The following is a 20,114-nucleotide window of genomic DNA, read 5'->3' on the forward strand; positions in this document are numbered from 1 at the left end:
GGACGTGCGAATGGCATAGCGCTTGCTCCAGCAGGCGGGCCAATCCAAATACTCCTCAGGAGCACGTCCATGCCTCACACGTCTTTCAAGAAAGGTTTCTTGGCGCTCGCGATCACTGGCGCACTGGGTTTTTCCTCGCTGACTCACGCGGACATCACCATCGGTGTCGGTGCGCCGATGACCGGCGGCAACGCTGCGTTCGGTGACCAGCTGTGGCGCGGTGCCGAGCAGGCTGCGGCGGATATCAATGCGGCGGGCGGTATCAACGGAGAGAAGATCAAGCTGGTGAAGGGCGACGATGCCTGTGAGCCGAAGCAGGCGGTGTCGGTGGCCAACCGCATGGTCGATGCGGACAAGGTGGTGGCGGTGATCGGACACTTCTGCTCGTCGTCGACCATGCCAGCGTCCGAGGTGTATGACGAGGCGGGCATCCTGGCGGTAACGCCGGCGTCCACCAACCCGCAGGTGACCGAGCGCGGCCTGACCGCCATGTTCCGCATGTGCGGCCGTGACGACCAGCAGGGCATCGTGGCCGGCGACTATATCGTCGACGTGCTCAAGGCCAAGAAGATCGCCGTGGTGCACGACAAGGACACCTATGGCCAGGGCCTGGCCGATGCCACCCGTGCGCAGCTCAACAAGCGCGGCGTGAAGGAAGTGATGTACGAAGGCCTGACCCGTGGCGAGAAGGACTTCAACGCCCTGGTCACCAAGATCCGCGCCAGCGGCGCCGAGGTGGTCTATTTCGGTGGCCTGCATGCCGAGGCCGGCCCGCTGGTACGGCAGATGCGCGAGCAGGGCGTGACCGCCAAGTTCATCTCCGGCGACGGCATCGTCACCGACGAGCTGGTCGGCACCGCTGGCGGCCCGCAGTACGTCGACGGCGTGCTGATGACCTTTGGCGCCGACCCGCGCCTGATCGCCGACGGCAAGGCGGTGATCGAGAAATTCCGCGCCAATGGCTACGAGCCGGAAGGCTACACCCTGTACTCCTACGCCTCGATGCAGGTGGTCGCTGCCGCGTTCGCCGGCATCAAGGGCACCGATGGCGCCGAAGCCGCCGCCTGGCTGAAGGCCAACCCGGTGCAGACGGTGATGGGCAAGAAGGAGTTCGACGAGAAGGGCGACCTGAAAGTCTCCGATTACGTGATGTACCAGTGGGGCGCTGACGGCAAGTACAAGCAGCTTTAAGAGAGCGCCTGTTCACGGCCGGCAGAGCAGAACCAGGCAAAGCGAGTGTGGCCATTCGTAGGGTGGGCCGGGGCGCGTAGCTGACGCTTCACCCGTCCCCCTTCTTGCATTCGCAATGGTGGATGAAAAAAGCGTCATCCACCCTACGTCTAAGAGCTCTGCCTCTCGTGAACGAACCTCCAAACCCGGCGGGCCATGACCTGCTGGGGCTGCTGCGGTCGCCTGGCGACCTCGCGCTTCTTTCCGTCACGGACTCAGAGATTTTTCAATGGACGGCATCTTCCTGCAGCAACTGGTCAACGGCCTGACCCTCGGCTCGGTCTATGGCCTGATCGCCATTGGCTACACCATGGTTTACGGCATCATCGGCATGATCAACTTCGCCCATGGCGAGGTGTACATGGTCTCGGCCTACCTCGCCGCCATCGCCATCGCCGTACTGGCCTTCTTCGGTGTGCATTCCTTCCCGCTGGTGATTCTCGGCACGCTGGTGTTCACCATCGTGGTCACCGGAGTGTACGGCTTCGCCATCGAGCGCATCGCCTACAAGCCGCTGCGCAACTCCACGCGCCTGGCGCCGCTGATCAGTGCGATCGGCATGTCGTTGATCCTGCAAAACTACGTGCAGCTCAGCCAGGGTGCGCGGCAGCAGGGCATCCCGACGATGCTCGAAGGCGCGCTGCGCCTGCATGTGGGCGATGGCTACGTGATGATCACCTACACCAAGCTGTTCATCATCGCTGCGGCCATCATCGGCATGCTGGCGCTGACCTTCATCATCCAGAAGACCCGCCTGGGGCGCATGTGCCGCGCCACCCAGCAGGACCGCAAGATGGCGCAGATCCTCGGCATCAATACCGACCGGGTGATCTCCTACGTGTTCGTCATCGGCGCTTCCATGGGCGCGCTGGCCGGGGTGCTGATCACCCTGAACTACGGCACCTTCGATTTCTATGCCGGCTTCATCATCGGCATCAAGGCCTTCACCGCGGCGGTGCTTGGCGGCATCGGTTCGCTGCCCGGCGCGATGCTCGGCGGGCTGATCCTCGGCGTGGCCGAGGCGCAGTTCTCCGGGATGGTCAATTCCGACTACAAGGACGTGTTCAGTTTCTCGCTGCTGGTGCTGATTCTGATCTTCCGTCCCCAGGGCCTGCTGGGCCGTCCTCAGGTAACCAAGGTGTGATGCCGTGAGTACGACTTCTATCGATGTGAAAAAGAGCCTGGTCGATGCGCTGATGGCCGGGTTGATCGCCCTGATCGTGTTCGGCCCGGTGGTGGGCGTGGTGCTCAAGGGCTACGACTTCACCCCGCAATTCGACCGGGTGGCCTGGATGGTCGGCGTGGTGATGATCGGCCGCCTGCTGCTCAGCCTGTTCCTGCAAACGAGCAAAGGCCGCGTGGTGCTGGAGGGCTTCGAGCGCTCCGGTGGCGGCGTTGGCGTGCAGCCGCCGGGCTACGTATCGCGCATGCGCTGGATCATCCTGGGGCTGATCGTGCTGGCGCTGATCTTCCCCTTCTTCGCCAACAAGTACCTGCTGACGGTGATCATCCTCGGCCTGATCTACGTGCTGCTTGGCCTTGGACTGAACATCGTGGTCGGCCTGGCGGGTTTGCTCGACCTGGGCTTCGTGGGTTTCTACGCCATCGGCGCCTACGGCCTGACCATGGGCTACGAATACCTGGGCCTGGGCTTCTGGAGCCTGCTGCCGCTGGCGGCGGTCATGGCGGCCTTCGCCGGGATGATCCTGGGCTTTCCGGTGCTCAGGATGCACGGCGACTACCTGGCCATCGTCACCCTGGGCTTCGGCGAAATCATCCGCCTGGTGCTGACCAACTGGCTGGAGGTTACCGGCGGCCCCAACGGCATGAGCGCGCCGTCGCCGACCTTCTTCGGCCTGGAATTCGCCCGCCGTGCCAAGGACGGTGGCGTGCCGTACCACGAGTTCTTCGGCGTGGCCTACAACCCCAACATGAAGTTCCTGTTCATCTACGCGGTGCTGGTGCTGGTCGTGCTGTTGGTGCTCTACGTCAAGCATCGCCTGACCCGCATGCCGGTCGGCCGCGCCTGGGAAGCGCTGCGCGAGGACGAGATCGCCTGCCGTTCCATGGGCCTGAACCACGTGCTGGTCAAGCTCTCGGCCTTCATGCTCGGCGCCTCCACGGCGGGCATCGCCGGGGTGTTCTTCGCCACCTATCAGGGCTTCGTCAACCCGACTTCGTTCACCTTCTTCGAGTCGGCGTTGATCCTCGCCATCGTGGTACTCGGCGGCATGGGCTCGACGGTGGGCGTGGTGATCGCCGCGTTCGTGCTGACCATCGCTCCGGAGCTGCTGCGCAGCTTCGCCGACTACCGTGTGCTGCTGTTCGGCATGCTCATGGTGCTGATGATGATCTGGCGACCGCGCGGGCTGATTCGCATCAACCGCATCGGCATCGCCCCGCGTAAAGGAGTCGCGCCATGAGTGACAAGATCCTCTCGGTCGACGGCCTGATGATGCACTTCGGTGGCATCAAGGCGCTCAGCGACGTCAATTTCTCGATCAAGCGCAACTCGATCTCGGCGCTGATCGGCCCCAACGGTGCCGGCAAGACCACGGTGTTCAACTGCCTGACCGGCTTCTACTCGGCCACTGGCGGCAAAATCATGCTCAACGCCCAGGGTCGGCAGACCGACGTCATCCAGATTCTCGGCGAGCCGTTCCAGGCCGATGACTTCATCAAGCCGGCGCAATTCGGCTCGCGGCTCTGGTACAAGATGTTCGGCGGCACCCACCTGGTGAACCGCGCAGGCCTGGCGCGCACCTTCCAGAACATTCGCCTGTTCAAGGAAATGACCGTGCTGGAAAACCTTCTGGTGGCCCAGCACATGCTCGCCGAGCGCAGCCTGATCAAGGGCATCCTCAACACGCCCGGCTACCGGCGCGCCGAGAACAAGCTGCTGGACACCGCCTTCTACTGGCTGGAAGTGGTCGATCTGGTGGAGCAGGCCAACCACCTGGCCGGCGAGCTTTCCTATGGCCAGCAGCGCCGCCTGGAGATCGCCCGTGCCATGTGCACCGGCCCGGAGCTGATCTGCCTGGACGAACCCGCCGCCGGCCTCAACCCCTCGGAAACCCACGCGCTGAGCAAGATCATCCGCCTGCTGCGCGACGAGCACGGCCTGACCGTGCTGCTGATCGAGCACGACATGGGCATGGTGATGAGCATCAGCGACCACATCATCGTCCTCGACCATGGGCTGGTCATCGCCCAGGGCGGCCCGGACGCCATCAAGAACGACCCGAAAGTGATCGCCGCCTACCTCGGCGCGGACGAGGAGGAAGTGGCATGAGCGATGTGAATACGGCACCGCTGCTGGCGTTCAAGGACGTCGACGTGCATTACGGGCAGATTCAGGCGCTGAAGAAGGTCAACCTGCACATCAACCCCGGCGAAACGGTGAGCCTGATCGGCGCCAATGGCGCGGGCAAGTCCACGCTGCTGATGTCGATCTTCGGCCAGCCACGGGCCAGCGGTGGGCAGATTCTCTATCGCGGCGAGGACATCACCCGCAAGAGCACCCACTTCGTGGCGTCCAACGGTATCGCCCAGTCCCCGGAAGGGCGCCGGGTGTTCCCGGACATGAGCGTGGAGGAAAACCTGCTGATGGGCACCATCCCGATCGGCGCCCAACACGCCGACGAGGACATGCAGCGCATGTTCGAGCTGTTCCCGCGGCTCAAGGAGCGACGCACCCAGCGAGCGATGACCATGTCCGGCGGTGAGCAGCAGATGCTGGCCATCGCCCGGGCGTTGATGAGCCGGCCCAAACTGCTGCTGCTCGACGAGCCGTCGCTGGGCCTGGCGCCCATCGTGGTCAAGCAGATCTTCGCCACCTTGCGCGAGCTGGCGCAGACCGGCATGACCATCTTCCTGGTCGAGCAGAACGCCAACCATGCGCTGCGCCTGAGTGATCGTGCCTACGTGATGGTCACCGGGGAAATCCGCATGACCGGCACCGGGCAGGAACTGCTCGGCAACCAGGATGTGCGCAACGCCTACCTGGGCGGGCACTGAGGGCTGCAGACGATCCGGCAATGTTCGCGCCGGGGTCGGCGCTCCTACACGATCGGCGCAATGGTTACGCCCGCGTAGGAGCCCCGCCCCGGGGCGAATGGTGGCCGAGTTGCGGTACTGCATGAAGGCTCCATCGCTTCGCACCGGGTCGGCGCTCCTACACGATTGGCGTGATGGCTACGCCCGCGTAGGAGTCCCGCCCCGGGGCGAATGGTGGCCGAGTTGCGGTATTGCATGGAGGCCGCCATCGTTTCGCGCCGAGGTCGGCGCTCCTACACAATTGGCGTGATGCCTGCGCCCGCGTAGGAGCCCCGCCCCGGGGCGAATGGTGGCCGAATCGCGGTATCGCATGAAGGCCGCCATCGTTTCGCGCCGGGGTCGGCGCTCCTACACGATTGGCGTGATGGCTACGCCCTCATAGGAGTCCCGCCCCGGGGCGAATGGTGGCCGAGTCACGGTATTGCATGAAGGCTGCCACCGCTTCGCGCCGGGGGCAGCGCTCTACACGTTACTCGGCGCTGGAACAGCCGCTGGCAGCCTGTGCATAAGCAGCGAACCAATGCTGCAGACTTTCGATGATGGTCATGGTCATGCTCCTCCCGTTCATGGGCGTAGCCTAAGCCTCGTCTCCACGTTGGGCTGCTTGCTTATCTCGATCGTTTCGATAGTTTTCATGGATGGCCGATGAATGGCCTATCTGCATGACCGACGCGAATCACCTGCGGTCTGTTGCCCCAGGTCATGGGAAATGCCCGGCCGATAGGGCACCCTGCAGGCTGTGAACGTTTTCACTGCCAAGGAGACTCCCATGATTCGCAAGTTTGTCGTCGCCTCCGTGCTGGCCCTGGTCAGCGCGCCGCTGTTGGCTGCCGAATGCTCGGTGGAGGTGCATTCCACCGACCAGATGACCTTCGATACCAAGGAGATCAAGGTCAGCAAGAGCTGCAAGACCTTCACCATCGAGCTCAAGCACGTCGGCAACCTGCCCAAGAACGTGATGGGCCACAACCTGGTGGTGGCCAAGACCGCCGACGTACAGGCGATCAGTGCCGACGGCATCGCTGCCGGGGTCGACAAGGATTACCTGAAACCCGACGACGCGCGGGTGATCGCCCACACCAAGTTGATCGGCGGTGGCGAGTCCGACTCTGTGACCTTCGACGTGAGCAAGCTGGATGCTGCCGGTGCTTACCAGTTCTTCTGCTCTTTCCCAGGCCATGCCGCGCTGATGAAGGGCGCGCTGACCCTGGTCGACTGATCCCGGTCGTCATCCCCCGGCCGCTGCTCGTCAGCGGCCTTTTCGTTTTTGCATGAAAATCAGCTGTTTGCCATGGTTACCCACAGACCCTGTTGATAAGCCTGTATCGATCATGTGCAAAAGGCGATGCAGTGCCCGCACCACTTGGCTTGCGGAGCATCGCGCTATTTTTGAGCAGTGTTGGAAAAGCTTTCGGAACAAGGTGTTAGGCGCGAAAGCATGCGGGTCATGAACTTTTCCACGGCTGCTGTGCGTAGTGCTGTGGATAAGGTGAGGGTGCTCGGCTGGAGGCCTCTGAAGACTAGGTCTGCAGGTGATTGGTCAAGTTTTGATCAGCTCGACTGGCTGCGAAAATACGCCATGAAGTCAACCATTACTTCAATGAATTCAGTGTGTTGACTACCCTGGTCGAGAGGGTTGTCCACGGAAGGTGTGGAGCACGTTGTGGATAACGTGCGCGTACTGATGCCCGAGCCACGAACCATGGGCGTTGCGCGGGGGTGATCGTTTTTTGCTCAGCGCCGTCAGCCCTTGTCGCTGCTCAGGCCGCGCCAACGCTTGGCGCCGATCAGGATGAAGCGCAGTTGCTCGATCATCTTGGCTTCCGGGCGGCGATGGGCGGGCAGGGCGCTTGCCTGTGGGTCGATCAGCTCGGGCAGGGTGGCGAATACGGTTTTCACCACCAGATCAGCCAGCACGCTGCGCGCTGCCTCGTCGAGGTGCTGCAGCTTGGGCATCAGGCTCAGGTCGCTGGTCAGGTCGGCAGCGATGTCGTCGCGAAAGGTCGCCAGTGCCTGGCGCACCGGCAGCGAGCCGCCGTATTGCTCGCGGGCGAGAAACAGGAACTGGCCGCGGTGCTGCTCAACTGCACGCAGGAAGATCTGCACCGAGGCATCGATGATGCCGCCCAGCTCGAACTCGTTACGGCGTACCTGGCGCAGGGTAGTGCGAAAGGTTTCGCCAACCTCGGCCACCAGGGCCAAACCCAGAGCGTCCATGTCCTTGAAGTGGCGGTAGAAACCGGTGGGTACGATGCCGGCCGCGCGGGCCACTTCGCGCAGGCTCAGGCTGCTGAAGGCTCGGCCGCTGTCCAGCAGCTCGCGGGCGGCGTCCATCAGCGCCTGGCGGGTAGGGTGGTGCGACTGGCGCGCTGGCATGGAATCACGTCCTTGTCTGGCTCGGTGCAAGCATCGTAAAACAAAACCCCGCCATGGGGCGGGGTTCGATGGTACTGCGCTCGCCGCTATTCAGTAGCGGTTTTTCAAGCCGTAGCCCTCGTCGAGCATGCCAGGAACGTCGCCGGTCTTGGGCGCGTAATCCTTGGGGATTTCCATGTCGCGCGGCGGCGTCAGGCGATCGCGCTTGTCGTTGCTCGGCTCGGCGTGCAGGGTGGCGAGCAGGCGCTGGCGGGTCACTTCGTCGAGCGCCAGGCGATCGGCGCCGTGGGACAGGTGCTCCTGGACGTCGTGATAGCTCTGGGTCAGTTTCTTGACCAGATTGGCGGTGGTATTGAAGTGGGTGACCACTTCGTTCTGGTAGGCCTCGAAACGTTCCTGCATCTCGTCCAGCTGGCGCTGCGTGCGGCTGGGGGCGGCATTGGGCGCAAGACGGGCGATCAGGAAACCGATGGCGATGCCAGCGACCAGGGTAAGTGCCGGTAGCAACCAGGCGGTGAGCGTCTGTTCCACGAGTCCTTCCTCTCTAAACGGCTTTGCTTTACGTTAACGGCTGGAACCTGCGCTGTACACCGCTAAGTGCGTGTAGGCGAAGGTGTTTTAAGGTGTTTACCCGGCAACGCGCAGGCGCGGTGCGGGTACATCGTTCGACGAGTCGACCCGATTGAAGGTCACGGAGTTCACTGTTGCTGATCCGCGAAACCCCCACGATGATCGACGGCCCGAGCGGCCAACTGGAAGCCCTTTGCCTGGAAGTCGCCGACGCGCGCGGCGTTGCGCTGATCTGCCACCCGAACCCGGTACAGGGCGGCACCATGCTCAACAAGGTGGTGTCGACCCTGCAGCGCACCGCCCGCGATGCCGGCTATCACACCCTGCGATTCAACTACCGCGGCGTGGGCGCCAGTGCCGGCAGCCATGACATGGGCAGCGGTGAAGTGGATGACGCCGAAGCCGTCGCCAAATGGCTGCATGAGCGCTACCCGGATCTGCCGATCACCCTGATGGGTTTTTCCTTCGGCGGCTTCGTCGCTGCCGCCCTGGGTGGTCGTCTGGAGGAGCAGGGCGTCGAGCCAGCCAAGCTGTTCATGATCGCCCCGGCCGTTACCCGCCTGACCGCTGAAACGCCCCCCGCCGAGCGCTGCCCGTTGGTGGTGATCCAGCCGGATGCTGACGAGGTGATCGAACCACAGCGCGTCTACGACTGGTCGACCAACCTCGGGCGTGCCCACGAACTGCTGAAAGTGGCAGAATGCGGCCACTTTTTTCACGGCAAGCTGACCGATCTCAAGGATCTGCTGCTGCCTCGCCTCTGATCTGCCGCGTGCCTGCCTGGCACGCGTCCACGTAAGCGAACCTGAACATGACCACGCGTATTCTCACCGGCATCACCACCACCGGCACGCCGCACCTGGGCAACTATGCCGGTGCGATTCGCCCGGCCATCGTCGCCAGCCGCCGCGCCGACATGGATTCCTTCTACTTTCTGGCCGACTACCACGCGCTGATCAAGTGCGATGACCCGGCACGGATCCAGCGCTCGCGCCTGGAGATCGCCGCCACCTGGCTGGCGCTGGGCCTGGACGCCGACAAGGCGACCTTCTATCGCCAATCCGACATCCCGGAAATCCCCGAACTGTGCTGGCTGCTGACCTGCGTGGCCGGCAAGGGCCTGCTCAACCGCGCCCATGCCTACAAGGCCTCGGTGGACAAGAACGTGGAAGCCGGTGAAGACCCGGACGCCGGCGTGACCATGGGCCTGTTCAGCTACCCGGTGCTGATGGCCGCGGACATCCTGATGTTCAACGCCCAGAAGGTGCCGGTCGGCCGCGACCAGATCCAGCACGTGGAAATGGCCCGCGACATCGGCCAGCGCTTCAACCACCTGTTCGGTCAGGGCAAGGATCTGTTCAAGCTGCCCGAAGTGGTGATCGAGGAAGACGTCGCCACCCTGCCGGGCCTCGACGGCCGCAAGATGTCGAAGAGCTACGACAACACCATCCCGCTGTTCGGCAGCTCCAAGCAGCTCAAGGACGCCGTGGCGCGCATCGTCACCGACTCCCGCCAGCCGGGCGAGGCGAAGGATCCGGACAACTCGCACCTGTTCACCATCTATCAGGCCTTTGCCGCACCGACCCAGCAGGCGGATTTCCGTGCTGCGCTGCTCGGCGGTCTGGCCTGGGGCGAAGCCAAGCAGGCGCTCTATGAGCTGCTGGAAGCCGAGCTGGGCGAGGCCCGCGAGCGTTATCACGCCCTGATTGCCCGCCCGGCGGACCTGGAAGACATCCTGCTGGCCGGCGCCGCCAAGGCGCGCAAGATCGCCACGCCGTTCCTCGGCGAGCTGCGCGAAGCGGTGGGCCTGCGCTCGTTCCGCGAGCAGGTGCAGGTAGCCGCCGATACCAGGAAGAAGGCCGCCAAGCGCGCCCGCTTCGTCAGCTTCCGTGACGAGGAAGGCAGCTTCCGCTTCCGCCTGCTCGATGCCGATGGCGAGCAACTGCTGCTGTCGCCATCCTTCGCTGACGGCAAGGCAGCCGGGCAGGCGAGCAAGCGTCTGCAAAGCGGCGAGCCGCTGGACATCCGCGTCCAGGGCGAGGCCTTTGGCGTGTGGCTGGATGACCAACTGGTCGGCCAAAGCCCGGCCTTTGCCGACTCCGCGGCTCTCGAGGCTGCCATCGCCCGCCTGCGTGACGCTCTGGCGCCGGAAGAAGCCTGAGACCATTGGCGCGCGCCGCGGTCTGAGCCGTGTAGGGTGGGCAACGCGAAGCTTGTCCACCATTTGGCCGGTGCAATGGTGGTTCGGTGGAGCGTGGCCTATGCAGCTCGATCCACCCTGTGGCCGCTCGCAAAGCCCTTTGCACCGATAGGGCCTATTTGCCAATCCCCGGGGGCGTCGTTAAAGTGTCGCCCCCGCTTCATTTGCCCGGTTTTCGCACTATGACTCCGCTCGAACGCTACCAGGCCGACCTCAAACGTCCGGACTTCTTTCATGATGCCGCCCAGGAAAAGGCCGTGCGCCACCTGCAGCGCCTGTACGACGAGCTGATCGCCGACGAGCGCAACAAGCCCGGCGTGCTCGGCAAGCTGTTCGGCAAGAAATCCGTCACCCCGGTCAAGGGCCTGTATTTCTGGGGCGGCGTCGGCCGTGGCAAGACCTACCTGGTCGACACCTTTTTCGATGCCCTGCCGTTCAAGGAAAAGGAGCGCACCCACTTCCACCGCTTCATGAAGCGCGTGCACGAGGAAATGCGCTCGCTCAAGGACGTCAAGAACCCGCTGACGGTGATCGGCAAGCGCTTCTCCGAGCAGTTCCGGGTGATCTGCTTCGACGAGTTCTTCGTTTCCGACATCACTGACGCGATGATCCTGGCGACCCTGCTCGAAGAGTTGTTCAAGAATGGCGTGACCCTGGTAGCCACCTCCAACATCGTGCCGGACGGTCTCTACAAGGACGGCCTGCAGCGCGCGCGCTTCCTGCCAGCGATCGAGTTGCTCAAGGTGCACACCGAGATCGTCAACGTCGACAGCGGCATCGACTACCGCCTGCGCGCGCTGGAGCAGGCCGAGCTGTTCCACTTCCCGCTTGGCGACGCGGCCGAGCAGAGCCTGGAAAAGAGCTTCAAGAGCCTGTTGCACGAGCAGACCACCGTGCAGGAAAACGAGTCGCTGATGATCGAGAACCGTGCCATCGTCGCGCGCAAGGTCGGCGGTGACGTGGGCTGGTTCGATTTCCGCGAGCTGTGCGACGGCCCGCGCAGCCAGAACGACTACATCGAGCTGGGCAAGATCTTCCACTCGGTGATTCTCGCCAACGTCGAGCAGATGAGCGTGGCCAAGGAAGACATGGCGCGGCGCTTCATCAACCTGGTGGACGAGTTCTACGACCGCAACGTCAAGCTGATCATCTCCGCCGAAGTTGAGCTCAAGGATCTGTACACCGGCGGGCGCCTGAGCTTCGAATTTCAGCGTACCCTGAGCCGCTTGCTGGAGATGCAGTCCCACGAGTTCCTGTCGCGCCCGCACAAGCCCTGATCGGCCCGCCGCGACGGCAAAGGCCGCACGCCCGCTTCCAGACCGGAAGCACGGCGTGCGGCCTTTTTCGTTTCAGCCTGCGGGCTGCACCTGCTGCTGGAACTGCTGACGGTAGTGGTTGGGCGACAGCCCCGTGTGCTGGCGGAACAGGCGGGCGAAGAAGCTGGCATCGTCATAGCCGATTTCATAGCTGACCGCCTTGATGCTTTTCGCCGATGACGACAGCAAGCCCTTGGCGGTTTCGATGCGCAGGCGCTGCAGGTAGTACAGCGGCTTGTCGCCGGTGGCGGCGTGGAAACGGCGCATGAAGTTGCGGATGCTCATGCCGTGGTCACGGGCCACGTCCTCGAAACGGAAGCGCTCGGCGAAGTGCTCCTCGAGCCACTGCTGGATCTGCAGGATCTTGGTGTCCTGATGCTGCTTCTGGCCGCCGAAGCCGATACGTCCTGGCGTGTAGCTGCGGCGCACTTCATAGAGAATGTCGCGGGCCACGCTCTGCGCCACGCTGGTGCCGCAGAAACGCTCGATCAGGTAGATGTACAGATCGCACGCCGAGGTCGGGCCGGCCACGCAGTAGAGGTTGTCGGCGTCGGTCAGGTGCTTGTCCTGGTTCAGCGCCACGGCGGGAAAACGCGTGGCGAATTCGCCGAAGAAGCGCCAGCAGGTGGTCGCTTCCTTGCCGTCCAGCAGGCCGCTGGCGGCCATCCAGAACACTCCGTTGGCTTCGCCGCACAGGCTGGCGCCGGCGGCGTGCCGCGCCCGCAGCCAGTCGAACACCTGGGGGTAGCGGCTGCACAGGGCGTCGTAGTCGTCCCAGAAGGCCGGCAGAATGATCAGCTGGGCCTCGTTGTCGAGCGGGCCGTCGACCGGTAACTGCACGCCGCTGAAACTGGTGACGGGCAGGCCGTCCGGGCTGACCAGGCGTACCTCGAAGGTTGGTACCAGGCCGAGGCCCTGCTGCTTGCCATGGCGCAAGCCGGCCATATGGAAGAAATCTCTGGCCTGCATGAGGGTCGAAGCGAATACACCGGGCGTGGCGAGGATGCTCACGCGCGTGAGCGGGGACGGGCTGGACATGGCTGTTGTTCTTGTTCGAGTGATTATCGGCCTGATGGTAAAGCCGTCAGGTTCCGGCTGAATCGTCTTCTTTTATCCGGGCTGAGTCCAGCCCGGTCTTGCAACGCCGTGATGGGGGATAGGTTGTCATGCTGAGTTTTGCCGAGTTGGCCGCATCGCCATTCGCCGAGTGGGACGGCACACCCGCCGCCGCGAGAATCCTGCAAAAGGAACTGGCCGAACAGGTGCGGCTGGAGGATGACTTTGCGCCGTTGCGTCTGCTGGCCGGCGTGGATGTGGGCTTCGAGGAGGGCGGCGAAATCACCCGCGCCGCCGCCATTCTGCTGGATGCCGAAACCCTGCAGCCGGTCGCCGAATGCGTGGCGCGCATCCCCACCAGCATGCCGTACGTGCCGGGGTTGTTGTCGTTTCGCGAATTGCCTGCCCTGTTGTCTGCACTGGCGGGATTGCCCCAGGAGCCGGACCTGATCGTCGTCGATGGTCACGGCATTGCCCACCCCCGTGGCCTGGGTATCGCCGCGCACCTGGGCGTGGTCACGGGGCGGCCGACCATCGGCGTGGCGAAGAAAATCCTCACTGGCCATCACTGCGAGCTTGGCGAGGAGCGCGGTGACAAGGTGGAGTTGCTCGACCGTCAGAACCGGCAGATCGGCTGGGTGCTGCGCAGCAAACGCAAGGTACGGCCGCTGATCGTCTCGCCGGGGAACCGCGTGAGCATGCACAAGGCGGCGGAGTTGGTGCTGAGCTGGGACAAGGGCTATCGGCTGCCGGAGCCGACACGCCTGGCGGACCGGCTGGCGTCACGGCGCGACATGAAGGGCCCCAAGCTCCTCTAGGCCGCTTGGTGCAGGGATATGATGGGCTTTCGACCATCCTGCGACTACCGCCTGGGCAGCTTGTGTGGTTTGAGGAAGAGGCCGGGCTAGCCCCAGCCTACCGGCTGAAAGAACTCACGCAACGTAGCCCGGCGTTGAGCGCAGCGATACCCGGGGCAATGCCGGGATTACCATCGCCGGCAAGACCGACCTGGGTATCGCTTCGCTCAACCGCAGGCTACGAATGCGGGGCGATATTCCTGAAGGCACATCGCCCCGCAAGGGACTGATTTATGGCGCCGGATTTGGCTGCGATTTGTGGATCGCCTCGATGCCCTTGAGCACCTCATCGCTGAGCTTCAACTCGCTGCTGGTCAGGTTTGCCTCCAACTGCTCCAGCGAGGTGGCGCCGATGATGTTGCTGGTCACGAACGGCCGGCTGGTCACGAAGGCCAGGGCCATTTGCGCCGGGTCGAGGCCATGTTCGCGGGCCAGGGCCACGTAGCGCGAGCAGGCCGCCACGGTTTCCGGGGCGTTGTAGCGCTGGAAGCGCTCGAACAGGCTCAGGCGCGCATTGGCCGGGCGGGCGCCGTTCTCGTACTTGCCCGAGAGCATGCCGAAGGCCATCGGCGAGTAGGCCAGCAGGCCGCACTGCTCACGAATCGACACTTCGGCCATGCCCACTTCGTAGCTGCGGTTGAGCAGGTTGTAGGGGTTCTGCACCGACACCACGCGGGACATGCCGCGGGCTTCGGCCAGTTGCAGGAACTTCATGGTGCCCCACGGCGTTTCGTTGGACAGGCCGATGTGGCGGATCTTGCCGGCCTTGACCTGCTCGTCCAGCGCTTCGAGGATTTCCTCGATGGGCGTGGAGTCGCTGTCCTGATGCTGATAGCCGAGCTGGCCGAAGAAGTTGGTTGGGCGCTCCGGCCAGTGCAGCTGGTAGAGGTCGATCCAGTCGGTCTGCAGGCGCTTGAGGCTGGCATCCAGGGCGGCGACGATGTGCTGGCGGTTGTGTTTGAGCTGGCCGTCGCGAATGTGGGAGATGCCGTTGCCGGGGCCGGCGACCTTGCTGGCCAGGATCCAGTCGGCGCGATCACCGCGCTGCTTGAAGTATTCGCCGATGATCTGTTCGGTCTTGCTGTAGGTCTCGGCGCGCGGCGGCACCGGGTACATCTCGGCGGTGTCGATGAAGTTGATGCCATAGGCCTTGGCGCGCTCGATCTGGGCGAACGCCTCGGTGGCATCGTTCTGTTCGCCCCAGGTCATGGTGCCCAGGCACAGGGCGCTGACATTGAGATCGGTTCGGCCGAGCTGGCGGTATTCCATTGGAGCGTCCTCTGACAAAAGGGCCATACAAGCAGGTTGAAATTTTTTTCGCAATCAGGATAATCCGCCTCCTCTTTCTGCGGTGGAAGTGATGCGCCGCCTGCCGAAGAATCTTGCCGTACGCGGACGCGCTGACCCGAGCCCCCGAATAGCGCCCGCATCCGGCTGCCTTTGACTTGTCAAAGTACGCACTATTCAGTAAGATCCGCCGTCTATTTTTGCTGGGCGGCCCCTGAGGCTATAAAGAATGAAAACTTTTACCGCTAAACCGGAAACAGTAAAACGCGACTGGTTCGTCGTTGACGCTGCTGGTCAGACCCTGGGTCGTCTGGCTACAGAAATCGCGAGCCGTCTGCGTGGCAAGCACAAGCCTGAGTACACCCCTCACGTTGACACCGGCGACTACATCGTCGTCATCAACGCCGAGCAGGTACGTGTAACTGGCGCTAAAACCAGCGACAAAATGTACTACTCCCACTCCGGTTTCCCGGGCGGCATCAAGTCGATCAACTTCGAGAAGCTGATCGCCAAGGCCCCTGAGCGCGTGATCGAGACCGCGGTTAAAGGCATGCTGCCGAAAAACCCGCTGGGCCGCGACATGTACCGTAAGCTGAAAGTGTATGCGGGCGCTGCTCACCCTCACACTGCTCAGCAGCCTCAAGAACTGAAGATTTAACGGAATAGTTCATTATGTCGGCGACTCAAAATTACGGCACTGGCCGTCGCAAGACTGCAACCGCACGCGTTTTCCTGCGTCCGGGCACTGGCAAGATCTCCATCAACAACCGCACTCTGGACACCTTCTTCGGTCGTGAAACTGCCCGCATGGTAGTTCGCCAGCCGCTGGAGCTGACCGAGACCGTCGAGAAGTTCGACATCTACGTTACCGTCATCGGCGGTGGTGTAAGCGGTCAAGCTGGTGCGATCCGTCACGGTATCACCCGCGCTCTGATGGACTACGACGAGACTCTGCGTCCGGCTCTGCGTAAAGCAGGCTACGTGACCCGCGATGCTCGTGAAGTCGAGCGTAAGAAGGTCGGTCTGCGTAAAGCACGTAAGCGTCCTCAGTACTCCAAGCGTTAATTCGCGACGGTACTCGAAAACGCCCAGTTTCCTCACGGAGCTGGGCGTTTTTCATTTGCGCTCGTAAAAGCCTGGCGCATTTTCCAGGTACGGCTCCCTGTCGTCCTGTCGTCCTGTCGTCCTGTCGTCTTTTCGGCCACGCCATTTCCTGCCTGCTCTGCCCGAGCGCGGGCGTATACGGCCTACTCACCGCTTCGTTGATGCGCGTCATGAGTCGCCCCATCGGCCTGTGCGAATCTCGCGCCGGATTGCAGCAGAGCTGATCTGGACGCACGACCACCACGACTTTCCACCTTCTTCATGCCCAGGCCGCAGCCAGATCTGCACGAGCCGTCCGGCTGGGGCCGTGGATTAAAGTCCTTGATGAGCGTCGAATGGATGCGCCTGGGCGCGAGGCCTCTGCAAGGGTTGGTCGAGCGCTGTGCGCTCGATGCCAGGATGATCATCCGGCCGCTGCTGCGCGCGACCAACACTTACTTATTAGAGGCCTGAACAACAGGCCGGAAAGCCGATGGGAGACGACTGAATGAGCAATGACGGCGTGAATGCGGGCCGGCGTCGCTTTCTGGTGGCAGCCACTTCGGTGGTTGGGGCCGCTGGGGCGGTGGGGGCTGCAATTCCGTTTGTGGGGTCGTGGTACCCGAGTGCCAAGGCCAAGGCCGCTGGCGCTCCGGTCAAGGTGAACGTCGCCAAGATCGAGCCAGGTCAGCAGATGGTGGCCGAGTGGCGGGGCCAGCCGGTATTCATCATGCGGCGCACCGAGGCGATCCTCAGCAACCTCACCAGAATCGAAGGGCAACTGGCCGACGCCGATTCCCAGCATTCGGTGCAGCCGGGTTACGTCGACCCGAAGACGCGCTCGATCAAGCCGGAAATCCTCCTGCTGGTCGGGCTGTGCACGCACCTGGGCTGCGCGCCGTCGTTCCGCCCCGAAGTGGCCCCGGCGGACCTGGGCGAAAACTGGGTGGGCGGTTACTTCTGCCCCTGCCACGGTTCGCGTTACGACCTGGCTGGTCGCGTCTACAAGTCGCAACCGGCGCCGCTGAACCTGCCGGTGCCGCCGCACCGCTACGAATCGGCTGACGTGATCATCATCGGCGTTGATCAGGAGCAAGCATGATGAGCAAATTCATGGACTGGGTGGATGCGCGCTTCCCCGCCACCAAGATGTGGAACGACCACCTCGCCAAGTACTACGCACCGAAGAACTTCAACTTCCTGTACTTTTTCGGCTCCCTGGCTCTGCTGGTGCTGGTCAACCAACTGCTCACCGGCGTATGGCTGACCATGAGCTACAACCCGACTGCCGAGGGCGCCTTCGCGTCGGTAGAAGGGCTGATGCGCGACGTGCGCACCGGCGATACGCCTCACGGCGCGATCCTGCGCTACATGCACTCGACCGGCGCTTCGGCGTTCTTCATCGTGGTCTACCTGCACATGTTCCGCGGCCTGCTCTACGGCTCGTACCAGAAGCCCCGCGAGCTGGTGTGGATCTTCGGCATGCTGATCTACCTCATGCTGATGGCCGAAGCCTTCATGGGCTACCTGCTGCCGTGGGGTCAGATGTCCTACTGGGGCGCCCAGGTGATCATCTCGCTGTTCGGCGCCATCCCCTACGTCGGCGATGCGCTGACCGAGTGGATCCGTGGCGACTACCTGATCTCCGGCATCACCCTCAACCGCTTCTTCGCTCTGCACGTGGTGGCCCTGCCGATCGTCATCCTCGGCCTGGTGGTGCTGCACATCCTGGCGCTGCACGAGGTCGGCTCGAACAACCCGGACGGCATCGACATCAAGAAATACAAGGACGAAAACGGCATCCCCCTCGACGGCATTCCCTTCCATCCGTATTACACGGTCAAGGATATCGTCGGCGTGGTGGTGTTCCTGTTCGTGTTCTGCTTCGTGGTGTTCTTCTTCCCGGAGATGGGCGGCTATTTCCTCGAGAAGCCCAACTTCGAGCAGGCCAACCCGTTCAAGACCCCCGAGCACATCGCCCCGGTGTGGTACTTCACGCCGTTCTACGCGATCTTGCGCGCCATCCCCGACAAGCTGATGGGCGTGATCGCCATGGGCGCCGCCATCGCCGTGCTGTTCGTGCTGCCCTGGCTGGACCGCAGCCCGGTGCGCTCGATGCGCTACAAGGGCTGGCTGAGCAAGCTCTGGCTGCTGGTGTTCTGCGTGTCCTTCGTCATCCTCGGCGTGCTCGGCGTACTGCCGCCCACGCCGGGCCGTACGCTGCTGTCGCAACTGTGCACGGCGCTGTATTTCGCGTACTTCATCCTGATGCCCTTCTACACCAGGATGGAAAAGACCAAACCCGTTCCTGAAAGGGTGACAGGCTGATGAGAAAGCTATTTGCTGCATGTGTGGTCGCGCTACTGCCTGCCTTCGCCCTGGCCGCCGGTGGCCACGGCGTGGCCCTGGACAAGGCCGATATCGACCTGACCGACAAGGCCGCGCTGCAGGACGGCGCACGTACCTTCGCCAACTATTGCATGGGCTGCCACAGCGCCAAGTTCCAGCGCTATGAGCGCGTCGCCGCGGACATCGGCGTGTCCGCAGAGCAGATGATGGCGAACCTGGTGTTCACCGACGCCAAGATCGGCGATCACATGAACATCGGCATGAAACCCGAGGATGCCAAGCGCTGGTTCGGCGCGGCGCCACCGGACCTGACCCTGGTCGCCCGGGTGCGCGGCAACGACTGGCTGTACACCTACCTGCGCACCTTCTACGACGACCCGGCGCGGCCCCTGGGGGCCAACAACCTGGTGTTTCCCAACGTCGGCATGCCCAATGTGCTCGGTCGCCTGCAGGGCCGCCAGTACATGGGTTGCAAGCAGGTGCAGGTGGTCGAGGATGGCAAGAAGCGGTACGACCCGCTGACCGGCACGCCGCTGACCCACGAAGCCTGCGACCAACTGGTGCTCGAGCCCAACAGCGGCCAGCTCAGCCCACAGGCGTTCGATGACAAGGTCCGCAACCTGGTGACCTTCCTGGCCTACTCGGCGGACCCGAACAAACTGCACATGCAGCGCATCGGTACCTACGTGCTGATCTACCTGGCGTTCTTCTTCGTATTCGCCTATTTGCTCAAGCGCGAATACTGGAAGGATGTGCATTAAAAACTTACCTCGGCTTTGGCTTCCTGCGTCGCTCTACCTCCTGCATCCATGCAGTCGTGTGTTGCCATCGCAGCGTTAAAAACAGGCGAAAAATGCTCATGTACTACTCGTACACTCCGCTTTTTCGCCTGTTTTTGCCTCGCGCTGGCTGCCTCGCCTACGTTTTTAAACTGTTCGTCCGGTATCATGCTCAGCCCGCGTATCCCGCGGGCTTTTTTATGCCCTGAACATTCATCCTCAGGGACTGCCGGGAACCGTCGCTAACAATAGTGCTTCCCGGTGCGTTCACGTTTCCCGAATCTGGAGGATCGCCTTGGCTGCGACCAACCGGTTGGCCTGTTATTCCGACGCTGCCGACCACTACTCTCACCGCGTACGCATCGTGCTCGCCGAGAAGAGCGTCGTTGTGGAAATCATCGACGTCGAACAGGGCCGCTTCCCCAACAAGCTGTTGGAAGCCAACCCCTACGGGACCATGCCGACCCTGGTCGACCGTGACCTGGCGCTCTACGAGCCGACGGTGATCATGGAGTATCTGGAGGAGCGCTACCCCCATCCGCCGCTAATGCCGGTGTACCCGGTGGCGCGCGGCAACACCCGCCTGCTGATGCACCGTATCCAGCGCGACTGGTGCTCGCTGGTCGACCTGATTCTCGACCCGCGCAGCAAGGAGCCGGCCCGCGTGCAGGCGCGCAAGGAGTTGCGCGAAAGCCTCACCGGGGTGTCGCCGTTGTTTGCTGAAAAAGCATTTTTTCTCAGCGACGAGCTGAGCTTGGTAGACTGCTGCCTGTTGCCGATCCTGTGGCGCCTGCCGCTACTGGGGATCGAACTGCCAAGGCCGGCCAAACCGCTGCTCGATTACATGGACCGGCAGTTCGCGCGCGAAAATTTTCGCCAGAGCCTGTCGTCCGTCGAACGAGCCATGCGCTGACCCATTTTTCCGGCGCGCCGCATTCGGCGTGCCACGTTCAGG

21 protein-coding genes are annotated in these 20,114 nt (G+C 63.1%); 17 read left to right on the forward strand and 4 right to left on the reverse strand.

Going from position 1 to position 20,114, the window contains the following annotated elements:
- Positions 1-69 precede the first annotated feature (69 nt).
- The 6 genes from BVH01_RS18055 (at position 70) to azu (ending at position 6,505) form a co-directional block, all read left to right on the forward strand.
- Positions 70-1,191 carry a branched-chain amino acid ABC transporter substrate-binding protein gene (locus BVH01_RS18055; RefSeq protein WP_075931626.1) on the forward strand — a complete coding sequence of 374 codons (1,122 nt, stop codon included), beginning with the start codon at positions 70-72 and terminating at the stop codon, positions 1,189-1,191.
- Positions 1,192-1,459: 268 nt separating this feature from the next.
- Complete coding sequence (locus BVH01_RS18060) at positions 1,460-2,374, forward strand: branched-chain amino acid ABC transporter permease LivH (RefSeq protein ID WP_070887221.1); 915 nt, start codon at positions 1,460-1,462, stop codon at positions 2,372-2,374.
- A gap of 4 nt (positions 2,375-2,378) precedes the next feature.
- Positions 2,379-3,653: a high-affinity branched-chain amino acid ABC transporter permease LivM gene (gene livM / locus BVH01_RS18065; protein ID WP_075931627.1), complete on the forward strand. Its 1,275-nt coding sequence runs from the start codon at positions 2,379-2,381 to the stop codon at positions 3,651-3,653.
- Positions 3,650-4,522 carry an ABC transporter ATP-binding protein gene (locus BVH01_RS18070; protein ID WP_075931628.1) on the forward strand — a complete coding sequence of 291 codons (873 nt, stop codon included), beginning with the start codon at positions 3,650-3,652 and terminating at the stop codon, positions 4,520-4,522. The genes livM and BVH01_RS18070 overlap by 4 nt, the downstream gene beginning before the upstream one ends.
- Entirely contained in the window at positions 4,519-5,247 is a 729-nt protein-coding gene (locus tag BVH01_RS18075; RefSeq protein WP_075931629.1) for an ABC transporter ATP-binding protein, read from the forward strand. Before BVH01_RS18070 ends, BVH01_RS18075 begins: the two co-directional genes overlap by 4 nt.
- Positions 5,248-6,055: 808 nt before the next feature.
- Complete coding sequence (gene azu / locus BVH01_RS18080) at positions 6,056-6,505, forward strand: azurin (RefSeq protein ID WP_075931630.1); 450 nt, start codon at positions 6,056-6,058, stop codon at positions 6,503-6,505.
- 524 nt (positions 6,506-7,029) lie between these two features.
- Here azu and BVH01_RS18085 read toward each other — a convergent pair.
- Both BVH01_RS18085 and BVH01_RS18090 read right to left on the reverse strand, forming a co-directional pair.
- Complete coding sequence (locus BVH01_RS18085) at positions 7,030-7,662, reverse strand: TetR family transcriptional regulator (protein WP_075931631.1); 633 nt, start codon at positions 7,660-7,662, stop codon at positions 7,030-7,032.
- Between the two features lie 90 nt (positions 7,663-7,752).
- Positions 7,753-8,193 carry a YhcB family protein gene (locus tag BVH01_RS18090; RefSeq protein WP_075931632.1) on the reverse strand — a complete coding sequence of 147 codons (441 nt, stop codon included), beginning with the start codon at positions 8,191-8,193 and terminating at the stop codon, positions 7,753-7,755.
- Between the two features lie 173 nt (positions 8,194-8,366).
- Here BVH01_RS18090 and BVH01_RS18095 point away from each other — a divergent pair, with 173 nt between their 5' ends.
- The 3 genes from BVH01_RS18095 to zapE all read left to right on the forward strand — a co-directional run bounded on the left by BVH01_RS18095 (position 8,367) and on the right by zapE (position 11,709).
- Positions 8,367-8,996: an alpha/beta hydrolase gene (locus BVH01_RS18095; RefSeq protein ID WP_075931633.1), complete on the forward strand. Its 630-nt coding sequence runs from the start codon at positions 8,367-8,369 to the stop codon at positions 8,994-8,996.
- 47 nt (positions 8,997-9,043) lie between these two features.
- On the forward strand, positions 9,044-10,393 hold the full coding sequence (locus BVH01_RS18100) for a tryptophan--tRNA ligase (RefSeq protein WP_075931634.1): 1,350 nt from the start codon (positions 9,044-9,046) through the stop codon (positions 10,391-10,393).
- 221 nt (positions 10,394-10,614) lie between these two features.
- Complete coding sequence (zapE, locus tag BVH01_RS18105) at positions 10,615-11,709, forward strand: cell division protein ZapE (RefSeq protein ID WP_075931635.1); 1,095 nt, start codon at positions 10,615-10,617, stop codon at positions 11,707-11,709.
- A 72-nt stretch (positions 11,710-11,781) separates the two neighbouring features.
- On the opposite strand, the gene BVH01_RS18110 is transcribed toward zapE, so the two are convergent.
- The gene (locus BVH01_RS18110; RefSeq protein WP_168177296.1) at positions 11,782-12,693 is read right to left on the reverse strand and encodes a GlxA family transcriptional regulator; all 912 of its coding nucleotides are present in this window, start codon (positions 12,691-12,693) and stop codon (positions 11,782-11,784) included.
- 221 nt (positions 12,694-12,914) lie between these two features.
- On the opposite strand from BVH01_RS18110, the gene nfi reads away from it, so the two are divergent.
- Positions 12,915-13,622, forward strand: coding sequence for a deoxyribonuclease V (gene nfi, locus BVH01_RS18115; RefSeq protein ID WP_075931637.1), 708 nt, complete (start codon positions 12,915-12,917; stop codon positions 13,620-13,622).
- A 270-nt stretch (positions 13,623-13,892) separates the two neighbouring features.
- Here nfi and BVH01_RS18120 read toward each other — a convergent pair whose 3' ends face one another.
- Positions 13,893-14,930, reverse strand: a complete 1,038-nt coding sequence (locus tag BVH01_RS18120; protein ID WP_075931638.1) for an NADP(H)-dependent aldo-keto reductase — start codon at positions 14,928-14,930, stop codon at positions 13,893-13,895.
- A 247-nt stretch (positions 14,931-15,177) separates the two neighbouring features.
- Here BVH01_RS18120 and rplM point away from each other — a divergent pair, with 247 nt between their 5' ends.
- The 7 genes from rplM to BVH01_RS18150 all read left to right on the forward strand — a co-directional run bounded on the left by rplM (position 15,178) and on the right by BVH01_RS18150 (position 20,072).
- The gene (gene rplM, locus BVH01_RS18125; RefSeq protein WP_013789889.1) at positions 15,178-15,606 is read left to right on the forward strand and encodes a 50S ribosomal protein L13; all 429 of its coding nucleotides are present in this window, start codon (positions 15,178-15,180) and stop codon (positions 15,604-15,606) included.
- 14 nt (positions 15,607-15,620) lie between these two features.
- Positions 15,621-16,013, forward strand: a complete 393-nt coding sequence (gene rpsI, locus BVH01_RS18130) for a 30S ribosomal protein S9 (protein ID WP_013789890.1) — start codon at positions 15,621-15,623, stop codon at positions 16,011-16,013.
- A 363-nt stretch (positions 16,014-16,376) separates the two neighbouring features.
- Positions 16,377-16,505: a hypothetical protein gene (locus tag BVH01_RS25020; protein WP_256562800.1), complete on the forward strand. Its 129-nt coding sequence runs from the start codon at positions 16,377-16,379 to the stop codon at positions 16,503-16,505.
- 34 nt (positions 16,506-16,539) lie between these two features.
- Positions 16,540-17,133, forward strand: a complete 594-nt coding sequence (gene petA / locus BVH01_RS18135; protein ID WP_075931639.1) for a ubiquinol-cytochrome c reductase iron-sulfur subunit — start codon at positions 16,540-16,542, stop codon at positions 17,131-17,133.
- Positions 17,133-18,359, forward strand: a complete 1,227-nt coding sequence (locus BVH01_RS18140) for a cytochrome bc complex cytochrome b subunit (protein ID WP_075931640.1) — start codon at positions 17,133-17,135, stop codon at positions 18,357-18,359. Before petA ends, BVH01_RS18140 begins: the two co-directional genes overlap by 1 nt.
- The gene (locus BVH01_RS18145) at positions 18,359-19,141 is read left to right on the forward strand and encodes a cytochrome c1 (RefSeq protein WP_075931641.1); all 783 of its coding nucleotides are present in this window, start codon (positions 18,359-18,361) and stop codon (positions 19,139-19,141) included. The genes BVH01_RS18140 and BVH01_RS18145 overlap by 1 nt, the downstream gene beginning before the upstream one ends.
- 313 nt (positions 19,142-19,454) lie before the next feature.
- Positions 19,455-20,072 (forward strand): glutathione S-transferase N-terminal domain-containing protein, encoded by a 618-nt coding sequence (locus tag BVH01_RS18150; RefSeq protein WP_075931642.1) that lies wholly within the window; start codon positions 19,455-19,457, stop codon positions 20,070-20,072.
- Positions 20,073-20,114: the final 42 nt, after the last annotated feature.

Origin of the sequence: Pseudomonas sp. PA1(2017), assembly GCF_001945375.1 — a bacterium.
Lineage (GTDB): Bacteria > Pseudomonadota > Gammaproteobacteria > Pseudomonadales > Pseudomonadaceae > Aquipseudomonas.